A 19,101-nucleotide genomic window follows, 5' to 3' on the forward strand; every position below is an offset into this window, starting at 1 on the left:
GTGTTGCTCCTCTTTTCAGGTTATTGCGCAGTGGCTGGAACCAGGAAGGCGGCTTCCAGCAACTGCTGTGTATACGGATGTTGGGGGGCGGCAAAAATGCTTTGCGCGTCTCCCTGTTCGACCACTTGGCCCTGCTTGACCACCATCAACTGGTGGCTCAGCGCCTTGACGACAGCCAGGTCATGGCTGATAAACAGATACGTCAGGTTGTACTTGCTTTGCAGTGATCGTAACAGCTCGACCACTTGGCGTTGCACGGTGCGGTCGAGGGCCGAAGTCGGCTCGTCCAGCAGAATCAACGCCGGTTTTAGCACTAATGCCCGGGCAATGGCGATTCTCTGCCGTTGCCCGCCGGAAAATTCGTGGGGGTAGCGGTGCCGGGTTTCCGGGTCCAGACCTACCTCCTTGAGTGCTGCAATAATCGCTTGTTCCTGTTCAGCCTCGGTGCCCATCTTGTGGATCCGCAGGCCCTCGCCGACGATCTGGCTCACGCACATTCGCGGGCTCAGGCTGCCGAAGGGGTCCTGGAACACCACCTGCATTTCCCGCCGCAGTGGCCGCACCTGTTGCTGCGTCAGGCTGTCCAGCTGCTTGCCTTCAAAACGGATGCCGCCTTTACTGCCGATCAAGCGCAGGATCGCCAGGCCCAGTGTCGATTTGCCGGAACCGCTTTCTCCCACGATCCCCAGGGTCTGGCCCTGGGGCAGGCTGAAATTGATGCCGTCTACCGCCTTGACGTAATCCACGGTCTTTTTCAGCAAGCCTTTCTTGATCGGGAACCAGACTTTCAGGTCCTCGACCGTGAGCATGGGCGGGCCGACGACATTGGTCGCAGGCGTCCCGCTGGGCTCCGCTGCCAGCAGCTCCCGAGTGTACGGATGCTGCGGCGCGCGGAACAATTGTTCGCACGATGCCTGTTCGACGATGCAACCGCGCTGCATGACACATACGCGATGCGCAATTCTTTTCACCAGGTTCAAATCGTGGCTGATCAACAGCAGCGCCATGCCCAGGCGGGCCTGCAGTTCCTTGAGCAATTCGAGGATTTTAAGCTGAACGGTCACGTCCAGCGCGGTGGTCGGCTCGTCGGCAATCAGCAGTTCCGGCTCGTTGGCCAGGGCCATGGCGATCATCACGCGCTGACGTTGGCCGCCGGACAATTCGTGGGGCAGGGCCTTGAGGCGCTTTTCCGGCTCGGGAATGCCCACCATTTCCAGCAATTCCAGGGTGCGCTTGGTCGCGACCTTGCCAATCAGGCCCTTGTGGATGCCCAGCACCTCGTTGATCTGCTTCTCGATCGAGTGCAGCGGGTTGAGCGAAGTCATCGGCTCCTGGAAGATCATCGCGATCCGGTTGCCGCGGATATGGCGGATGGTTTTCTCTTTCAGGTTGAGCAGGTTCTGCCCGGAATATTCGATTGTCCCCGACGGGTGCCGGGCGAGCGGGTAGGGCAACAGGCGCAGGATCGAATGCGCCGTTACCGATTTGCCGGACCCGCTTTCACCCACCAGCGCCAGGGTCTCGCCACGCTTGATATCGAAGCTGACACCTTCGACCACTCGCTGGCAGCGCTCGCCAACGACGAATTCGACGGCCAGGTCGCGCACTTCGATCAGATTGTCCTGATTCATTTCACTTCCTCGGGTCGAAGGCATCGCGAGCGGACTCGCCGATGAATACCAGCAAACTCAACATCAACGCCAGCACCGCGAACGCGCTCATGCCCAGCCAGGGCGCTTGCAGGTTGGATTTGCCCTGGGCCACCAGTTCACCCAGTGACGGACTGCCGGCCGGCAAGCCGAAGCCAAGGAAGTCCAGGGCGGTCAGGGTGCCAATGGCGCCGGTCAGGATGAACGGCATGAAAGTCATGGTCGAGACCATGGCGTTGGGCAGGATGTGACGAAACATGATCGCGCCATTCTGCATGCCCAAGGCCCGGGCTGCACGCACGTATTCAAGGTTGCGCCCACGCAGGAACTCGGCGCGCACCACGTCCACCAGGCTCATCCAGGAAAACAGCAGCATGATCCCCAGCAGCCACCAGAAGTTCGGCTGGACGAAGCTCGCGAGGATGATCAGCAGGTACAGCACCGGCAAACCGGACCAGATCTCCAGGAAACGCTGCCCGGCCAGATCCACCCAGCCACCGTAGAAACCCTGCAGCGCGCCGGCGATCACCCCGATGAGCGAACTGAGCAACGTCAGCGTGAGGGCAAACAACACGGAAATGCGGAAGCCGTAGATCACCCGGGCCAGCACATCGCGGCCCTGGTCATCGGTGCCCAGCAGGTTATCGGCCGATGGCGGCGCGGGGGCAGGGACCTTCAGGTCGTAATTGATGCTCTGGTAGCTGTAGGGAATCGGCGCCCATAACACCCAGGCGTCCTTGGCCTTGAGCAGTTCGCGGATGTACGGGCTCTTGTAGTTGGCTTCCAGTGGGAACTCGCCGCCGAAGGTGGTTTCCGGGTAGCGCTTGAGGGCCGGGAAGTACCAGCCATTGTCGTAGTGCACTACCAGTGGCTTGTCGTTGGCGATCAACTCGGCACCGAGGCTGGCACCGAACAGGATCAGGAACAGCCACAGCGACCACCAGCCGCGTTTGTTGGCCTTGAACAGTTCGAAACGTCGTCGATTGAGCGGGGACAGGTTCATCTCAATGCTCCCGGCTTTCGAAGTCGATGCGCGGATCGACGAAGGTGTAGGTGAGGTCGCCGATCAACTTCACCACCAGCCCCAGCAGGGTGAAGATGAACAAGGTGCCAAAGACCACCGGGTAATCGCGGTTGATCGCCGCTTCGAAACTCATCAGGCCGAGGCCGTCGAGGGAGAAGATCACTTCCACCAGCAACGAACCGGTGAAGAAAATACCGATGAATGCCGAGGGGAAACCGGCGATCACCAGCAGCATGGCGTTGCGAAATACATGACCATACAGCACGCGTTGATTGGTCAGGCCCTTGGCCTTGGCGGTGACCACGTACTGCTTGTTGATTTCATCGAGGAAGCTGTTTTTGGTCAGCAGGGTCATGGTCGCGAAGTTGCCGATCACCAATGCGGTCACCGGAAGCGCCAGGTGCCAGAAGTAGTCGAGGATCTTGCCGCCCATGCTCAACTCGTCGAAGTTGTTCGAGGTCAGCCCGCGCAACGGGAACCAGTCCAGGTAACTGCCGCCGGCAAACACCACGATCAACAGGATGGCGAACAGGAATGCCGGGATCGCATAGCCGACGATGATCGCCGAACTGGTCCAGACGTCGAAGTGGCTGCCATGCCGCGTGGCCTTGGCGATCCCCAACGGGATCGACACCAGGTACATGATCAGGGTGCTCCACAACCCGAGGGAGATCGATACCGGCATCTTTTCCTTGATCAGGTCGATGACCTTGGCATCACGGAAAAAGCTGTCGCCAAAATCCAGGGAGGCATAGTTCTTGACCATGATCCATAAGCGTTCCGGCGCCGATTTGTCGAAGCCGTACATGTGCTCGATTTCCTTGATCAGCGCCGGGTCCAGGCCTTGTGCGCCGCGATAGGCGGAGCCGGCCACCGACACCTCGGCGCCGCCGCCGGCGATGCGGCTGGTGGCGCCTTCGAAGCCTTCGAGTTTGGCGATCATCTGTTCCACGGGGCCACCGGGGGCGGCCTGGATGATCACGAAGTTGATCAGCAAGATGCCGAACAGTGTCGGGATGATCAGCAGCAGTCGCCGAAAAATATACGCCAGCATCTGATTACTCCGTGCCCGCAGGGTCGGCTTGCAATTTGGTTTCGATCTCTATGGCCGGTTTCGCATCGGGCTTGATCCACCAGGTGTTGATGCCGATGTCATATTTAGGCGAGACCTTGGGGTGGCCGATGTGGTTCCAGTACGCCACGCGCCAGGTCTTGATGTGCCAGTTGGGGATTACGTAATAGCCCCATTGCAGCACGCGGTCCAGCGCGCGGGCGTGGGCCACCAGGCTTCTTCGTGAGTCGGCGTTGATGAGTTGTTCGACCAACTGGTCCACCACCGGGTCTTTCAGGCCCATGGAATTGCGGCTGCCGGGTTTGTCGGCGGCCGCGGTCATCCAGAACTCGCGCTGTTCGTTGCCCGGCGAATTGGACTGCGGGAAGCTGCCGACGATCATGTCGAAGTCCCGCGAGCGCACGCGGTTGACGTACTGCGAAACGTCGACCCGGCGGATCACCAGTTCGATACCGAGGTCACTCAGGTTGCGCTTGAACGGCAACAGGACCCGTTCGAATTCGGTCTGGGCCAACAGGAATTCGATGCTCACCGGTTTGCCGGTGGCGTCGACCATCTTGTCATCGACGATGCGCCAGCCGGCCTCTTGCAGCAGTTGGTAAGCCTTGCGTTGCTGGGTGCGGATCATGCCACTGGCGTCGGTCACGGGATTCTGGAACGCCTCGGTGAATACCTGCTCGGGGATCTTGCCGCGAAACGGTTCGAGGATTGCCAACTCATCGGCATCGGGCAGGCCAGTGGCGGCCATTTCCGAGTTCTCGAAGTAACTGCGGGTTCTTGCGTAGGCACCGTTGAACAGCTGTTTGTTGGTCCACTCGAAGTCCAGCAGCAGGGTCAGCGCCTGGCGCACGCGCACGTCCTGGAACAGCGGGCGGCGCAAGTTAAACACGAAGCCTTGCATGCCGGTGGGATTGCCATTGGGGATCTGTTCCTTGATCAGCCGGCCTTCGGTAACCGCCGGGATATTGTAGGCGTTGGCCCAGTTCTTCGCGGTCATCTCCAACCAGTAATCGAACTGCCCGGCCTTCAGGGCCTCCAGCGCGACCGTATTGTCGCGGTAGTAGTCGGTAGTCATCACGTCGAAGTTGTAGAAGCCGCGGTTGATCGGCAGGTCCTTGCCCCAGTAATCCTTGACCCGCTCATAGCGCACCGAGCGCCCGGCCTTCACTTCGGTAACCTTGTACGGGCCGCTGCCCAGTGGGACTTCCAGGTTGCCCTTGGTGAAGTCGCGGCTGGCCCACCAGTGCTTGGGCAGCACCGGCAACTGGCCAAGGATCAACGGCAATTCGCGGTTGTTGCTGTGCTTGAACTTGAACAGCACGGTCAGCGGATCTTCGGCGACTACGTCTTCGACATCGCTGTAGTAGCCGCGGTACATCGGTGCGCCATCCTTGACCAAGGTCTGGAAGCTGAACACCACGTCGTCGGCGCGAACCGGATGCCCATCATGGAAACGCGCTTCGGGCCGCAAATAGAAACGCACCCAGTCGTTGTTCGGGGCTTTTTCGATCTTGCCGGCGATCAGGCCATATTCCGTGAAAGGTTCATCCAGGCTCTGTCGGGCCAGGGTGTCGTAGATCAAGTCGATGTCGTTGGCCGACACGCCCTTGCTGATGAACGGATTGAGGCTGTCAAACCCGCCGAACCCGGCCTGACGGAATTTTCCGCCTTTGGGCGCGTCCGGGTCGACGTAGTCGAAATGTTTGAAGTCAGCCGGGTATTTCGGCGGTTCGTTGTACAGGGTCAGGGCATGTTGCGGGGCGGCGAAGGCCCATCCTGCAAACAACAGAGCGCTGGCCTGCAGGAGTAGCGCGCTTGCGGGTTTCATCGATCTTTCTCCGAAGATTTCAGCCACCACGCGCTCATGCCCAGGGTGTAGGGCGGCGTCGTGACGAAGCCAAACCGGTTACGGTAGGCCAGGCGGTGATAATTGAGGTACCAGTTGGGAATGATGTAGTGCTGCCACAGCAGTGTGCGGTCGAGTGCCTTGCCGGCGGCGACTTGTTCATCGCGGGTCTTGGCGGCGAGCAATTGTTCGAGCAGGTGGTCCACCACCGGATTGGCAATGCCTGCGTAGTTCTTGCTGCCCTTGACCGTGACCTGGCTGGAATGAAAGTACTGCCATTGCTCCAGGCCCGGGCTGAGGGTCTGGTTAAGGGTCATCAGGATCATGTCGAAATCGAACTGATCGAGGCGCTGCTTGTACTGTGCACGATCGACCGTGCGCAGCTTGGCGTCGATGCCGATGCTGGCCAGGTTTTCGACATAGGGTTGAAGGATGCGCTCCAGGTTCGGGTTGACCAGCAAAATCTCCAGGCGCAGCGGTTGCCCGGCCGCGTTCTGCAAGCGCTGGCCGTTGAGCTTCCAGCCGGCTTCGGCAAGCAGGGCCAAGGCTTTGCGCAGGGTATCCCGGGGAATGCCGCGACCCTGGGTCTGCGGCAGGCTGAAAGGCTCGGTGAACAACCTCGCTGGCAATTGCTCGCGATACGGCTTGAGTAACAGCCATTCGTGGCCGACTGGAAGTCCGCTGGCGGAAAACTCGCTGTTGGGGTAGTAACTCATGGCGCGTTGGTAGGCGCCGCTGAACAACGTGCGGTTGGTCCACTCGAAGTCGAACATCAGGCCCAGTGCTTCGCGAACCCTCGCTTGGGCGAACGTCGCGCGGCGGCTGTTCATGAACAGGCCCTGGGTCTGGGTCGGGATCTGGTGCGGGATCTGCGCCTTGATCACCTCGCCACGACGAATCGCCGGAAAGTCATAGCCGGTGGCCCAGTTTTTTGCCTGGTGCTCGATATAGATGTCGAACTCGCCGGCCTTGAACGCTTCGAACGCGACATCGCTGTCACGATAGAACTCGACTTCCATGCGATCGACGTTGTACTTGCCGCGATTGACTGGCAGGTCCTTGCCCCAATAGTCCTTGACTCGCTCGAACACGATCTGTCGTCCCGGCGCAACCGAGGTGATGCGATACGGCCCGCTGCCCAGCGGCGGCTCGAAGGTGGTCGCCTTGAAGTCGCGGCCTTTCCAGTAATGCTGCGGCAACACTGGCAACTCCCCCAGACGCAGGATTAGCAAGGGATTGCCGGCACGCTTGAACACGAACCGTATACGCAGGGGGTTGAGGATGTCGACCCGCGACACTTCCTGCAGGTTGGTGCGATATTGCGGGTGGCCTTCCTTGAGCAGCAGGCGGTAGGAGAATGCCACATCAAAGGCGGTGATTGGCGTGCCGTCGTGGAAGCGGGCTTGCGGACGCAAATTGAAGACGACCCAGCTGCGGTCCTCACTGTATTCCACCGATTGGGCGATCAGGCCGTAACTGGAGGTCGGCTCGTCACCTGACGGCGCGTATTGGCCAGTGCCGACCATCAGCGGCTCGTTGAGCTCGTTGATGCCGTATTGCAGGAAATTGGATGTTGCAACCGGGCTCGTGCCCTTGAAAGTGTAGGGGTTGAGCGTATCGAAGGTGCCAAATGCCATGACCCGCAACGTACCGCCCTTGGGCGCTTGCGGGTTGACCCAGTCGAAGTGGGTAAATCTGGCCGGGTACTTGAGCGTGCCGAACTGCGCATAACCGTGGCTTTCGCTGATCGTCGCGCTTGCGGTGGAACTCAAGGCCAGGCTGATCAGGAGCAGGAGGAGGGGACGCTTCAAATAAGGAATCCGATCCGGGCGGCTTGGGCATTGTGGATCGTACAGTAACAGCTTGTATGGACAGGAAAAAGACGGGGTTCGAAAGCAGTGTTCGGGTACAAAAAAGATCGCAGCCTGCGGCAGCTCCTACAGGGAAACGTATTCCCCTGTAGGAGCTGCCGCAGGCTGCGATCTTTTCGGCATCACATCAATTTTTAATGCGGACTGGAAACCGTCAACATTTGCCCCGGCTTCAACGCCTGGCCGACACGAGGATTCCAGCGCTTGAGGTGCTGCATTTCAACGTTGAAGCGCTTGGCTACCATGTATAGCGAATCGCCTTGCTGGACTTTGTATTGCGACTGCGGCTTCTGGGTCTTCGACTTGGCCGCGACCACGGTGTTGATGCGTCCCGAGTTGCGCTTGCCGGTGTCTTGCATGACCAGCGTCTGGCCAGGCTTGAGATTCTTGCCGCTCAACTTGTTCCAGCGTTGCAGGTCCTTGACGTCGACATTGTTGGCCTTGGCGATGGAGCCCAGGTTATCGCCGCGTTTGACCCGATAGCTACGTTTGGCGCTCGCCAGTTGCGTATCGTCCGCGCCTTCGAAAACCGGCTTGAGCTGCTTCTTGCTGATCAACTCTTCGGGGCGCATGGTCTGCAGGCTGGTGGTCAGCAGTTGTGCTTTGGAGGTGGGTACCAGCAAGTGCTGCGGGCCGTCGATGGTGGTGCGTTGCTTGAAAGCGGGGTTGAGCTGGAACAGTTCGTCTTCGTCGATGTTGGCCACCGCGGCGACCTTGGACAGGTCCATGCGCTGGTTGATTTCGACGACCTGGAAATACGGTTCGTTGGCAATCGGGTTGAGGTTCACGCCGTAGGCGTCCGGCGCCATCACCACCTGCGAGAGTGCCAGCAACTTCGGCACATAGGCCTGGGTCTCGGCGGGCAGGGGCAGGTTCCAGTAATCGGTTGGCAGGCCGAGTCGCTCGTTGCGTTCGATGGCACGGCTGACCGTGCCTTCACCGGCGTTGTAGGCGGCCAGGGCCAGCAGCCAGTCGCCGTTGAACATGTCGTGCAGGCGGGTCAGGTAGTCCATGGCCGCCGTCGTCGAAGCGGTGATATCGCGCCGGCCATCATAAAAACGGGTCTGGCGCAGGTTGAAGTAACGTCCGGTGGAGGGAATGAACTGCCACAAGCCCACTGCATTGGCCCGGGAATAAGCCATCGGGTTGTAGGCGCTTTCAATCACTGGCAGCAGCGCCAGTTCCAGCGGCATGTTGCGTTCTTCAAGGCGCTCGACGATGTAGTGGATGTACAGGCTGCCGCGATCGCCGGCGTTTTCGAGAAACGACGGGTTGCTGGCGAACCACAGTCGTTGCTGCTCGATGCGCGGGTTGACGCCCAGGCCATCCTGCAGCTGGAAACCCTGGCGCATACGCTCCCAGACATCCTGCGGGATCTGTGGGCTGGGCTTTTCAGTGAGGAAGACGGGTTTCTGCTTGGCGCGCGCGGCAATATTCGGTGCGTGTGCCGCATCGGTCTGCGGCACATGACTGGAACAGCCCGCCAATGTCGCGGACACAGCCACCGCTATGGCTTGCGCCAGGCGGGTCAGTGCGTCCGAATTGATGGCTTTGCGTATAGATGACGACATTGGCTGGAAGTAAGTTCCGGGCAAAAATGTCGGGCGATTCTAGAAAGCACACCCTCTGCGGTCAACCTTTCAGAGTTTTTGGACCATCGTGCAAACTGCTCAGAACGTATCTTTCCAGGCCCTTAGTGCAGCAAAAACCATATCGGGCGCGGAGTTATCGGTGCCGGTCCGTTCATCCGCTTTTTCTTTAACGGATGTTTCACCGGTACGCAAAAACGGATTTGTACGTTTTTCCAGGGCCACCGTGGAGGGCAGCGTGATGATGCCGGCTTCGCGCTGACGGGCCACGCTGGCCAGGCGTTCAAGGGTGTCGGCGTTGCCGGGTTCGACCGCGGCAGCGAAGCGCAGGTTGCTCAGAGTGTATTCATGGGTGCAATACACCCGGGTGTCCTCGGGAAGCGCGGCAAGGCGCGACAGCGAGGTGTACATCTGTTGGGGCGTGCCTTCGAACAGGCGCCCGCAACCTGCCGCGAAGAGGGTGTCGCCACAAAACAGCAGGCCGGGGTGATAATAGGCAATGTGGCCCAGGGTATGACCGGGCACCGAAATGATCTCGAAGTCATGGCCCAGCACATTGATACGATCGTTATCCTTGAGCGCGATGTCCCGCTTGGGGATGCTTTCGCTGGCAGGACCATAGACGGTCGCGTCCGTCGCTTTCTTGAGCTGTTCGACGCCACCGACATGGTCATGATGATGGTGAGTGATCAGAATATCGCTCAGGACCCAGCCCGGATTGGCCGCGAGCCAGGCGTTTACGGGCGCGGCATCGCCCGGGTCGACCACCGCGCAACGTCGGGTGTCGGGGTCTTGTAACAACCAGATGTAGTTGTCGGTGAAGGCGGGCAGGGCAGTGATCTGTATCATCGTCGGATTCGCCAAGCGGAAAACAATGGCGCATCTTAGAACTTCCTGGCGCGTTGGAGAATGCAATGACCGATAAAGCGTTCGCTCAGGCTGATCCTGACTGGCTGGCGTTGATCAGCGCAGCACGTGACTGGCTGTCCGGTCCCCTTGGGCAACTGCTGCTGGATGAAGAGCGGCGCATGCTCGAAGACGAGCTGGGGCGTTTCTTCGGAGGCTACCTGGTGCATTACGGGCCGTCGGCCCAGACCCCGCCGTCGGCGCCGCAGGTGCAGCGCAACGTGCGCCTGGGTGCACCGTTGCCCGGGGTCGAGATCGTCTGCGAGGAGCAGGCCTGGCCGCTGAGTGAGCATGCCGCCGATGTGGTGGTACTGCAGCATGGGCTGGATTTCTGCCTGTCGCCTCACGGCTTGTTGCGGGAGGCGGCGAGCAGTGTGCGGCCCGGCGGGCATTTGCTGATCATCGGCATCAATCCCTGGAGCACTTGGGGACTGCGCCATGTATTTGCCCACGACGGATTGCGCAAGGCACGCTGCATTTCCCCCTCGCGGGTGGCTGACTGGCTGAACCTGCTGGGCTTCGCGCTGGAGAAACGCCGCTTCGGGTGCTATCGTCCGCCGCTGGCTTCACCCACCTGGCAGGCTCGCCTGGCCGGCTGGGAGCGCAAGGCCGGTGACTGGCAATTGTCCGGTGGCGGCTTCTATCTACTGGTGGCGCGCAAGATCGTGGTAGGCCTGCGACCGGTCCGTCAGGAGCGCCGCGAACCGATGGGCAAGTTGATCCCGTTGCCGATGGCCAAGGTCAATCGTCGCAACATCGAACCGTGATACCTCCTTTTTCCGGCCGGGGTTACCCGGTCCTGGGCGTCGTCGATCTTCTATTGGCGGGCCACTGCATTTTCTGGATAGATTGGCATGAGCGATAGCGTAGAACTCTTCACCGATGGCGCCTGCAAGGGCAACCCTGGCCCTGGCGGCTGGGGCGCATTGCTGGTGTGCAAGGGCGTGGAGAAAGAACTTTGGGGAGGCGAAGCCAATACCACCAACAACCGCATGGAGCTGATGGGCGCGATTCGTGGCCTGGAAGAGCTCAAGCGTTCGTGCGATGTGTTGCTGGTGACCGACTCCCAATATGTGATGAAAGGCATCAACGAGTGGATGGCCAACTGGAAAAAACGCGGGTGGAAAACCGCAGCCAAGGAACCGGTCAAGAACGCTGACCTGTGGATGCTGCTGGACGAGCAGGTCAATCGCCACAACGTCACCTGGAAATGGGTACGTGGGCACATTGGCCATCACGGCAACGAACGGGCGGATCAACTGGCCAACCGTGGCGTGGATGAAGTGCGCGGCTTCAAACAGGCCTGAATTCAACGCCAAAGACATACTGTGTCGCTGCCTTCGCGAGCAGGCTCGCTCCCACATTTGATCTCCTTGAGCGCAAATTCTGCGTTCACCTGCGATCCAGTGTGGGAGCGAGCCTGCTCGCGAAGGCCGTGACACGGTGTATCTGAAAGACCCCGGCAAGCGTGTTAATATCGCCGCTTTTGCCCGATTGACCGATTGAGAGCTGAGCACCCGATGGCCACCAGATCCGTTGTACTCGACACCGAAACCACCGGCATGCCGGTGACCGACGGCCACCGGATTATCGAGATCGGTTGTGTCGAGCTGATCGGTCGGCGCCTCACTGGCCGGCATTTTCACGTTTACCTGCAACCGGACCGCGAAAGTGACGAGGGCGCCATCGGCGTCCACGGCATCACCAACGAATTTCTGGTGGGCAAGCCGCGTTTCGCCGAGGTGGCCGAAGAGTTCTTCGAATTCATCAAGGGCGCGCAGCTGATCATCCATAACGCGGCGTTCGACGTTGGCTTCATCAACAACGAATTTGCCCTGATGGGCCAGCACGATCGTGCGGACATCACCCAGCACTGCTCGATCCTCGATACCTTGATGATGGCCCGGGAACGTCACCCGGGGCAGCGCAACAGCCTCGACGCCTTGTGCAAGCGCTATGGCGTCGACAACTCCGGCCGTGAGCTGCACGGCGCCTTGCTCGACTCCGAGATCCTGGCCGACGTCTACCTGACCATGACCGGCGGCCAGACCAGCCTGTCCCTGGCGGGCAATGCGTCGGACGGTAATGGTTCCGGCGAGGGTGCGGACAACTCCGCCACTGAAATCCGCCGCCTGCCGGCCGACCGTCAGCCAGCGCGCATCATTCGCGCCACTGAAGAAGAGCTGGCCCAGCACATGGCGCGCCTGGAAATCATCAGCAAATCCGCCGGTGGGCCGGCGCTTTGGTTGCAATTGGCTGAGGCTGAGGCTGAGGCTGAGGCTTCGGCATAGGTCCGTTAACAAGATCGCAGCCTCGTTTCACTCGACAGCTCCTACAGAGTGAAGCGAGGCTGCGATCTTTTGATCTTCACGCCGATCAGTTGACCCATTTCAGTGCGTCGCACTCGCCACATCCGCTCCAACCCTCTACCCTGAGGTGATTGACAGGCTCTGGCCTGCCGCCTCAGGACACTGAGCCCCATGTATAAAGATCTGAAATTCCCGGTCCTGATCGTCCATCGCGACATCAAGGCCGACACCGTCGCTGGTGATCGCGTGCGGGGTATCGCCCGGGAACTGGAGCAGGAAGGTTTCAGTATCGTCTCGGCGATGGACTACACCGAAGGCCGGCTGGTCGCGTCGACCCATCATGGCCTCTCGTGCATGCTGATAGCGGCAGAAGACGCCAGTGCCCATTCGCATTTGTTACAGAATATGGCCGAGCTGATCGGGCTGGCGCGAGTGCGGGCGCCGGACCTGCCCATTTTCGCCCTCGGCGAGCAAGTGACCCTGGAAAACGCGCCCGCCGACGCCATGGCCGAGCTCAATCAGTTGCGCGGCATTCTGTATCTGTTCGAAGACACCGTGCCATTCCTCGCACGCCAGGTGGCGCGGGCCGCGCGCAAGTACCTCGATGGCTTACTGCCGCCGTTCTTCAAGGCGTTGGTGCAGCACACCGCCGATTCCAATTATTCCTGGCACACCCCCGGTCACGGTGGAGGGGTGGCGTATCACAAGAGCCCGGTAGGGCAGGCTTTCCATCAGTTCTTCGGGGAAAACACCCTGCGTTCGGATCTATCGGTCTCGGTGCCGGAACTGGGCTCACTGCTGGATCACACCGGGCCCCTGGCAGAGGCGGAGGCGCGGGCAGCGCGTAACTTTGGCGCCGATCACACCTTCTTCGTGATCAACGGCACCTCGACAGCGAACAAGATTGTCTGGCATTCGATGGTTGCTCGCGACGATCTGGTGCTGGTTGATCGCAATTGCCACAAGTCGGTATTGCACTCGATCATCATGACCGGTGCCATTCCGCTGTACCTGTGCCCGGAGCGCAATGAACTGGGGATCATCGGGCCGATTCCGCTGAGTGAGTTCAGCCGCGAATCGATCCAGGCCAAGATCGATGCCAGTCCGTTGACCAAGGGCCGGACGCCGAAGGTCAAGCTGGCGGTGGTGACCAATTCAACCTACGACGGCCTCTGCTACAACGCCGAACTGATCAAGCAGCAATTGGGCAATAGCGTCGAAGTCTTGCACTTTGACGAGGCCTGGTACGCCTATGCGGCATTCCATGAGTTTTTTGCCGGGCGCTACGGCATGGGCACGTCCCGCAGTGAAGACAGCCCCCTGGTGTTCACCACCCATTCCACGCACAAACTGCTGGCGGCATTCAGCCAGGCGTCGATGATCCATGTGCAGGACGGTGGCGCCCGGCAACTGGACCGTGATCGTTTCAATGAAGCCTTCATGATGCATATTTCCACGTCACCGCAGTACGGCATCATCGCGTCTCTGGATGTGGCGTCGGCGATGATGGAGGGCGGGGCCGGGCGTTCGCTGTTGCAGGAGATGTTCGACGAGGCCCTGAGCTTTCGCCGGGCGCTGGCCAATCTGCGCCAGCATATCGCCGCCGACGATTGGTGGTTTTCCATCTGGCAGCCGCCGTCGGTCGAAGGCATCGACCGTGTGGTGACCGAGGACTGGCTGCTGCAACCTGCGGATGACTGGCACGGCTTTGGCGAAGTGAGCGACGACTATGTCTTGCTCGATCCGATCAAGGTCAGCCTGGTGATGCCGGGCCTGACCGCGGGCGGTGCGCTCAGCGAGCGCGGGATTCCGGCGGCCGTGGTCAGCAAGTTTCTCTGGGAGCGCGGGCTGGTGGTCGAAAAGACCGGGCTGTATTCGTTCCTGGTGTTGTTTTCGATGGGGATCACCAAGGGCAAGTGGAGCACGTTGCTGACCGAGTTGCTGGAGTTCAAGCGCAGCTACGACGCCAACGTCAGTCTGGCCAGCTGCCTGCCTTGCGTGGCGCAACAGCACGGCGCGCGCTATCAGGGCATGGGCTTGCGAGACCTGTGCGATCAGTTGCACGTCTGTTATCGCAGTAATGCCACGGCCAAGCATCTCAAGCGGATGTACACGGTACTGCCACAAATCGCCATGAAGCCGGCGGATGCGTATGATCATCTGGTACGTGGCGAAGTCGAGGCGGTTTCGATCGATGCGCTGGACGGACGTATCGCCGCCGTGATGCTGGTGCCATACCCGCCGGGCATTCCGTTGATCATGCCCGGAGAGCGCTTTACCGAGGCGACCCGCTCGATCATCGACTACCTGGCGTTTGCTCGCACGTTCGACAGCAGTTTCCCGGGTTTCGTCGCTGATGTGCATGGATTGCAACACGAAGACGAGGGCAATGGACGGCACTACACCGTCGATTGCATCAAGGAATGAGGACCTTTCCCAGTATGCAACCGGTTATGAATCCGAATTACCCAGGGCTGTCGGTGCGCGTGGCCGACGAGGGCTTTGCCGCTTATATATGGGGCAGTGATTTCAGTTTTGAAGTCGCTGCCTACGGCGCTGCCGAAATCGGCCAGCCGGTAGAGAAGTGGCAGGTCACGCCCATCACCCCTTATCGCAAATGCTATGGCATCGATCCGGAAGAGTTCAGCAGCTTTCGCGATGCCGCCGACAGCGCGATTTTCATGGCGTACCTGGACGACGAACCTGTTGGCCACCTGGTGATCAGCACCAACTGGAACGGTTTTGCCCATATCGATGAGTTGGCGGTGCATGCGCCGGCCAGGCGACACGGTGTGGCCAAGGCGTTGCTGGATGTGGCGCAGTTCTGGAGTCGCAAGAAGAAACTGCCCGGCGTCATGCTGGAAACCCAGAACAACAACTTGGGCGCCTGTCGGCTTTACGAGCGTTGCGGCTTCATGATCGGTGGCATCGACCATCTGCGTTATCGGGGTATTGACCCAAATACTGCCGAAGTGGCGCTGTTCTGGTACCGATTGTTCGACAACCCGCTGGAAAGCCCCATCAGTTCGCCAACATCACCGCGGCTTGTTCCGTGATGATCGCCAGCAAAGCCTGAAGGGCTGGCGAGGGCTCGCCGTTTTTCAGGGTCAGGGCGTAGAGGGTGATCGGCACGGCCGGTGCCAGCGGGCAGGCGTCGAGCCCGGTCGATTTGGCGCCCAGGGCGGTGAAAGGGTCGACAATGGCCAAGCCTTCACCGGCCTCGACCATGCTGCGCATCATCTGGTGGGTTTGCACCCGCGTCTGTATCACCGGCGCCGGCCGCAGCGCATGCAGTTTGTTTTCAAGCGCCGGGCTCAGCGGGTCATGGCCTTCAAGCCCGACCATCGCCTGGCCGGCCAGGTCCTGGAGCGAGATGTACTTCTGCTTGGGTTGCAGCCAGCCGTGAGGGGCGAGCAGCTGCAGCTTGCCGTGAGCGATTGGCTGGCAATGAATATCGGCGTGATCGGGATCATGCAGGCTCAAGCCCAGGTCGCTTTCGCGAAGCAGCAGGCTGCGCACGATCTCGCGTGTGGGTTGGCTCAGGAGCGTACAGGGTGCGTCAGGCAAGCGTCGGCGCAGAGCGGCGATGCTGTGCGGCAACAATTGCTGGGCGAGGGGCGGGGTGCAGATGATGCGTAACGGCGCGGCCAGGTATTGCCTCAGGCTGCTCGCCAGGCGCTGCACCGGTTCGAGTGCATCGTAGATACGGGTGATTTCGACCTGCAACGCCCGCGCCTCACGCGTGGCCTGCAAGCGTCCGCGAACGCTTGCGAACAGCATGAAGCCCAACTGATCCTCGGCGTCGCGCAAAATGCGTTCGACTTCGGCCACCGGCAACTGCAGCCATTCAGCGGCGGTGCCCAGGTGACCGGTCTGCAGGAGCGCCTGGATCACTTCGATATGGCGTAAGCGCATGCGTGAAGTCCATGTTCAGCAGGTGAAGAAGGAGTCAGTGCCTGAATCCTAACCCAAGTCTGCGCATATGACTTCTGCTCATAACACCGAGTTATGAAGCGGCGATCGGTTCCGGTTCGCGGATCAGCGTTACACCCGTTTGCACCAATTGAAACTCGTTGTTATCGAGTTTGTTGACGCGGTCGCCAATTGCCAGTTTGTACGTGGTGACAGACGTGCCGTCAGCGGACTGGGTGGATTCCTGGAACTCATGTACGGAATAAACACGGCCTTCCGCATCTCTTGCATGGAACTGACCGACGAGTACTGCTGCCATCTGCTTAGAACCTCTGGAGATAAATCACTCAATGTGCGGTGGGGTAGACCGCCACTGGGCACGGTAAGTTTTCCTACGTAAAAAAAATATATCAGGACGCACAATACTGTGTTTATTGGCTGAACCGTCGCCTGATCATCTATAACTACAGGCTCCTCCCACGGACAATCGAGCGTCTTCCATGAGTAATGTCTATAACATCGCCGTAGTGGTCGGCAGCCTGCGTAAAGCATCGATCAACCGTAAGGTCGCCCTCGCGCTGGCGGATCTGGCGCCGGCCAACCTCAAGCTCAACATCGTCGAAATCGGGGATTTGCCGCTCTACAACGAAGACATCGATGGTGCTTCACCGCCGGCAGCCTACAGTACTTTCCGACAACAAGTCAGTTCATCCGACGCAGTGCTGTTCGTTACCCCGGAATACAATCGTTCGGTGCCTGCCCCGATGAAGAACGCCATTGACGTGGGTTCGCGCCCTTATGGCAAGAGTGCCTGGAGTGGCAAGCCGGGTGCGGTGATCAGTGTTTCGCCGGGTGCGGTCGGTGGATTCGGTGCGAATCACCACTTGCGCCAGTCCATGGTGTTTCTCGATGTGCCGATGATGCAACAACCGGAAGCCTACCTCAGTGGCGCCGGTGCCGCGTTCGACGAGGCGGGCAACCTGTCCGAATCCGTCAGGCCGTTCTTGCAGAAGTTCATCGATGCCTATGGCAAGTGGGTCGAGCAACACAAGAAGCTTTGATGCATCGGATTACGAACCGTTAGCCAGTCGGCTACAGATCATTGTTTCCATTTCCGACAACCATGCGGCGGTTTGCGCCGCCGCTGGTTGCGCGGTGACGCAATAACGCCGTCCGCCCCACGCCATGATGACCCAGGCATCGATAGTCGCCTGTGAGGGGGGTACAGGCAGATCGCCACAGGCTGCGATCGCTTCGCGCCATTTCTGCGACAGCTCGTCGAACAGCCTTCGATGGTGTTTGGGCTCGGCGATCTGGTGTTCGATGAGCAGCACGGCATGGTTGAAAAAGGGCTGGTGCTCATCGTCGGGGGTACAGGTCAGGCGGATGAGGCGTTTAATCCGGGTTGCCCAGTCCAGTTCATTGGCTTGCACAACCGCTTCATCCAGATGCTGCAACAAGGCATCCAGTCGATGTCGGATATAGCCGGAGAGCAGGGCTTCCTTGCTCGGGAAATAGTCGTACAGCGTGCCAATCGCAACGCCTGCTTCAAGTGCCACTTCCCGGGTGGTCAAGCCAGGCCAACCGTTTCTGCGCCAAATCCGAACAAAAGCCTGGTAAATCGCTTCGACGGTGAAAATCGCCCGGGCCTGACTCGGCCGTTTCAGCGGTTTTGCCCGGGGATTGACGTTGGGCGAGCCGCCCCTGGTGTTTCCGAACCCGCTCTTCATCGGCTGCCATTACTCTGGTGCTACCCGCCACACTAGCGCAGCAGGAGATTGAAGGATGCAAAGTTCATGTACGGTAACACGGCTGATAACCCGTAAAAATGCCTTGGACCAGAGTCGGATTGAACGGCAGCAGCGAAGTCTGATTCCGGCGGCCGGCGAGGTGATCTTGAAGATTGACCGTTGCGCGCTGACGACCAATAACATTACTTACGCCGCCTATGGCAATTCGATGAACTACTGGGGTTTCTTTCCTACAGGATTAGAGCAGTGGGGTCACGTCCCTGCCTGGGGCTTTGCCGATGTCGTGGCCTCTGACGTGGCTGGCATCAAGGTCGGGGAACGTTTCTACGGGTATTTCCCGATTGCCAGCCATCTGTGGATGCGCCCTGAACGGGTGACCGAACGTGGTTTCTACGACGGTGCCGAGCATCGACTCGGATTGACCTCGGCGTACAACCAATACACCCGCTGCAGCTGGGATTCGTACTACAGCCCGGAAACCGAAAACCTGCAGATTTTACTCAAGCCCTTGTTCCTGACCTCTTCCATGCTCGCGGACTTTTTGCAGGACAAGCAGTTCTTTGGTGCAACTCGACTGGTGTTCTCCAGCGCCTCGAGCAAAACCGCCTACGGCACCGCAGTCTGCCTGGGCAATCTTGCCGGCGTGGAACGCGTTGCGCTGACTTCAACCGGTAACAAGGCTTTTGTCGAGAGTCTTGGTTGTTACGAGCGAGCGGTGTCTTACGCGGATTTGGCGGACGTGCCCAATGATCGTGCAACACTGTATGTGGATTTTTCCGGCGACCTTGAGCTGCGTGACCAGGTGCACCGGCATTTCGCCGGGCAGCTGGCCTACAGTTGTTTCGCCGGCTCGGCACAAAGCACCGATGAGGCGCGATTGACAGCCATCGAGGGCCCGCAGCCGGTGTTCTTTTTTGCGCCGATCCAGATTCGCAAGCGTAATGCCGATTGGGGGCCGGAAGGGGTCAGCCAGCATATCGGCGAGGGTTTGCAGGCGTTTTTCCGGAAAGTGACGGCCAGTGAAGCGCCATTGCTGAAGGTGGTGGAAAGCCAGGGTTACGAAGCGGCGCAGTCGGTTATTTCACGCCTGTTCCATGGACAGGTCGCGCCGGTGGAGGGGCATGTGATTCGGTTGTGACTGAGGTGGCCCCTTCGCGAGCAGGCTCGCTCCC

17 protein-coding genes are annotated in these 19,101 nt (G+C 59.8%); 7 read left to right on the forward strand and 10 right to left on the reverse strand.

Annotated features, from left to right (window positions below):
• Positions 1 to 20 precede the first annotated feature (20 nt).
• From HGP31_RS14360 to gloB, 7 genes are all read right to left on the reverse strand, one after another.
• Entirely contained in the window at positions 21 to 1,631 is a 1,611-nt protein-coding gene (locus tag HGP31_RS14360) for an ABC transporter ATP-binding protein (protein WP_168758012.1), read from the reverse strand.
• A 1-nt stretch (position 1,632) separates the two neighbouring features.
• The gene (locus HGP31_RS14365) at positions 1,633 to 2,652 is read right to left on the reverse strand and encodes an ABC transporter permease (RefSeq protein ID WP_020799280.1); all 1,020 of its coding nucleotides are present in this window, start codon (positions 2,650 to 2,652) and stop codon (positions 1,633 to 1,635) included.
• 1 nt (position 2,653) lies between these two features.
• The gene (locus HGP31_RS14370; protein WP_020799281.1) at positions 2,654 to 3,727 is read right to left on the reverse strand and encodes a microcin C ABC transporter permease YejB; all 1,074 of its coding nucleotides are present in this window, start codon (positions 3,725 to 3,727) and stop codon (positions 2,654 to 2,656) included.
• Positions 3,728 to 3,731: 4 nt separating this feature from the next.
• Positions 3,732 to 5,573 carry an extracellular solute-binding protein gene (locus HGP31_RS14375; protein ID WP_168758013.1) on the reverse strand — a complete coding sequence of 614 codons (1,842 nt, stop codon included), beginning with the start codon at positions 5,571 to 5,573 and terminating at the stop codon, positions 3,732 to 3,734.
• The gene (locus HGP31_RS14380; RefSeq protein ID WP_420850697.1) at positions 5,570 to 7,384 is read right to left on the reverse strand and encodes an extracellular solute-binding protein; all 1,815 of its coding nucleotides are present in this window, start codon (positions 7,382 to 7,384) and stop codon (positions 5,570 to 5,572) included. Before HGP31_RS14380 ends, HGP31_RS14375 begins: the two co-directional genes overlap by 4 nt.
• 212 nt (positions 7,385 to 7,596) lie before the next feature.
• Positions 7,597 to 9,033 (reverse strand): transglycosylase SLT domain-containing protein, encoded by a 1,437-nt coding sequence (locus HGP31_RS14385; protein WP_020799284.1) that lies wholly within the window; start codon positions 9,031 to 9,033, stop codon positions 7,597 to 7,599.
• A gap of 99 nt (positions 9,034 to 9,132) precedes the next feature.
• Positions 9,133 to 9,900: a hydroxyacylglutathione hydrolase gene (gloB, locus tag HGP31_RS14390; protein WP_020799285.1), complete on the reverse strand. Its 768-nt coding sequence runs from the start codon at positions 9,898 to 9,900 to the stop codon at positions 9,133 to 9,135.
• A 65-nt stretch (positions 9,901 to 9,965) separates the two neighbouring features.
• On the opposite strand from gloB, the gene HGP31_RS14395 reads away from it, so the two are divergent.
• The 5 genes from HGP31_RS14395 to HGP31_RS14415 all read left to right on the forward strand — a co-directional run bounded on the left by HGP31_RS14395 (position 9,966) and on the right by HGP31_RS14415 (position 15,322).
• Complete coding sequence (locus HGP31_RS14395; RefSeq protein ID WP_033043369.1) at positions 9,966 to 10,724, forward strand: class I SAM-dependent methyltransferase; 759 nt, start codon at positions 9,966 to 9,968, stop codon at positions 10,722 to 10,724.
• An 87-nt stretch (positions 10,725 to 10,811) separates the two neighbouring features.
• Complete coding sequence (gene rnhA / locus HGP31_RS14400) at positions 10,812 to 11,264, forward strand: ribonuclease HI (protein ID WP_020799287.1); 453 nt, start codon at positions 10,812 to 10,814, stop codon at positions 11,262 to 11,264.
• A 213-nt stretch (positions 11,265 to 11,477) separates the two neighbouring features.
• A complete protein-coding gene (gene dnaQ / locus HGP31_RS14405; RefSeq protein ID WP_168758015.1) occupies positions 11,478 to 12,248 on the forward strand; it encodes a DNA polymerase III subunit epsilon in 771 nt (256 codons plus the stop codon).
• 189 nt (positions 12,249 to 12,437) lie between these two features.
• Positions 12,438 to 14,693, forward strand: a complete 2,256-nt coding sequence (locus tag HGP31_RS14410; RefSeq protein WP_168758016.1) for an Orn/Lys/Arg family decarboxylase — start codon at positions 12,438 to 12,440, stop codon at positions 14,691 to 14,693.
• Between the two features lie 14 nt (positions 14,694 to 14,707).
• Positions 14,708 to 15,322: a GNAT family N-acetyltransferase gene (locus HGP31_RS14415; protein WP_020799290.1), complete on the forward strand. Its 615-nt coding sequence runs from the start codon at positions 14,708 to 14,710 to the stop codon at positions 15,320 to 15,322.
• On the opposite strand, the gene HGP31_RS14420 is transcribed toward HGP31_RS14415, so the two are convergent.
• Together HGP31_RS14420 and HGP31_RS14425 are read right to left on the reverse strand one after the other, a co-directional pair.
• On the reverse strand, positions 15,288 to 16,181 hold the full coding sequence (locus HGP31_RS14420) for a LysR substrate-binding domain-containing protein (RefSeq protein ID WP_168758017.1): 894 nt from the start codon (positions 16,179 to 16,181) through the stop codon (positions 15,288 to 15,290). The two genes, HGP31_RS14415 and HGP31_RS14420, sit on opposite strands and share 35 nt — an antisense overlap.
• A gap of 91 nt (positions 16,182 to 16,272) precedes the next feature.
• Positions 16,273 to 16,497: a hypothetical protein gene (locus HGP31_RS14425; RefSeq protein WP_020799292.1), complete on the reverse strand. Its 225-nt coding sequence runs from the start codon at positions 16,495 to 16,497 to the stop codon at positions 16,273 to 16,275.
• Positions 16,498 to 16,678: 181 nt separating this feature from the next.
• On the opposite strand from HGP31_RS14425, the gene HGP31_RS14430 reads away from it, so the two are divergent.
• On the forward strand, positions 16,679 to 17,239 hold the full coding sequence (locus HGP31_RS14430; RefSeq protein WP_033043364.1) for an NADPH-dependent FMN reductase: 561 nt from the start codon (positions 16,679 to 16,681) through the stop codon (positions 17,237 to 17,239).
• A 9-nt stretch (positions 17,240 to 17,248) separates the two neighbouring features.
• On the opposite strand, the gene HGP31_RS14435 is transcribed toward HGP31_RS14430, so the two are convergent.
• Positions 17,249 to 17,908, reverse strand: a complete 660-nt coding sequence (locus tag HGP31_RS14435; RefSeq protein WP_168758018.1) for a TetR/AcrR family transcriptional regulator — start codon at positions 17,906 to 17,908, stop codon at positions 17,249 to 17,251.
• A 55-nt stretch (positions 17,909 to 17,963) separates the two neighbouring features.
• Between HGP31_RS14435 and HGP31_RS14440 the strand changes: the two genes are divergently transcribed.
• Positions 17,964 to 19,067: a DUF2855 family protein gene (locus tag HGP31_RS14440; RefSeq protein ID WP_168758019.1), complete on the forward strand. Its 1,104-nt coding sequence runs from the start codon at positions 17,964 to 17,966 to the stop codon at positions 19,065 to 19,067.
• Positions 19,068 to 19,101: the final 34 nt, after the last annotated feature.

Origin of the sequence: Pseudomonas umsongensis, assembly GCF_012647205.1 — a bacterium.
GTDB classification, from domain to species: Bacteria; Pseudomonadota; Gammaproteobacteria; order Pseudomonadales; family Pseudomonadaceae; genus Aquipseudomonas; species Aquipseudomonas umsongensis.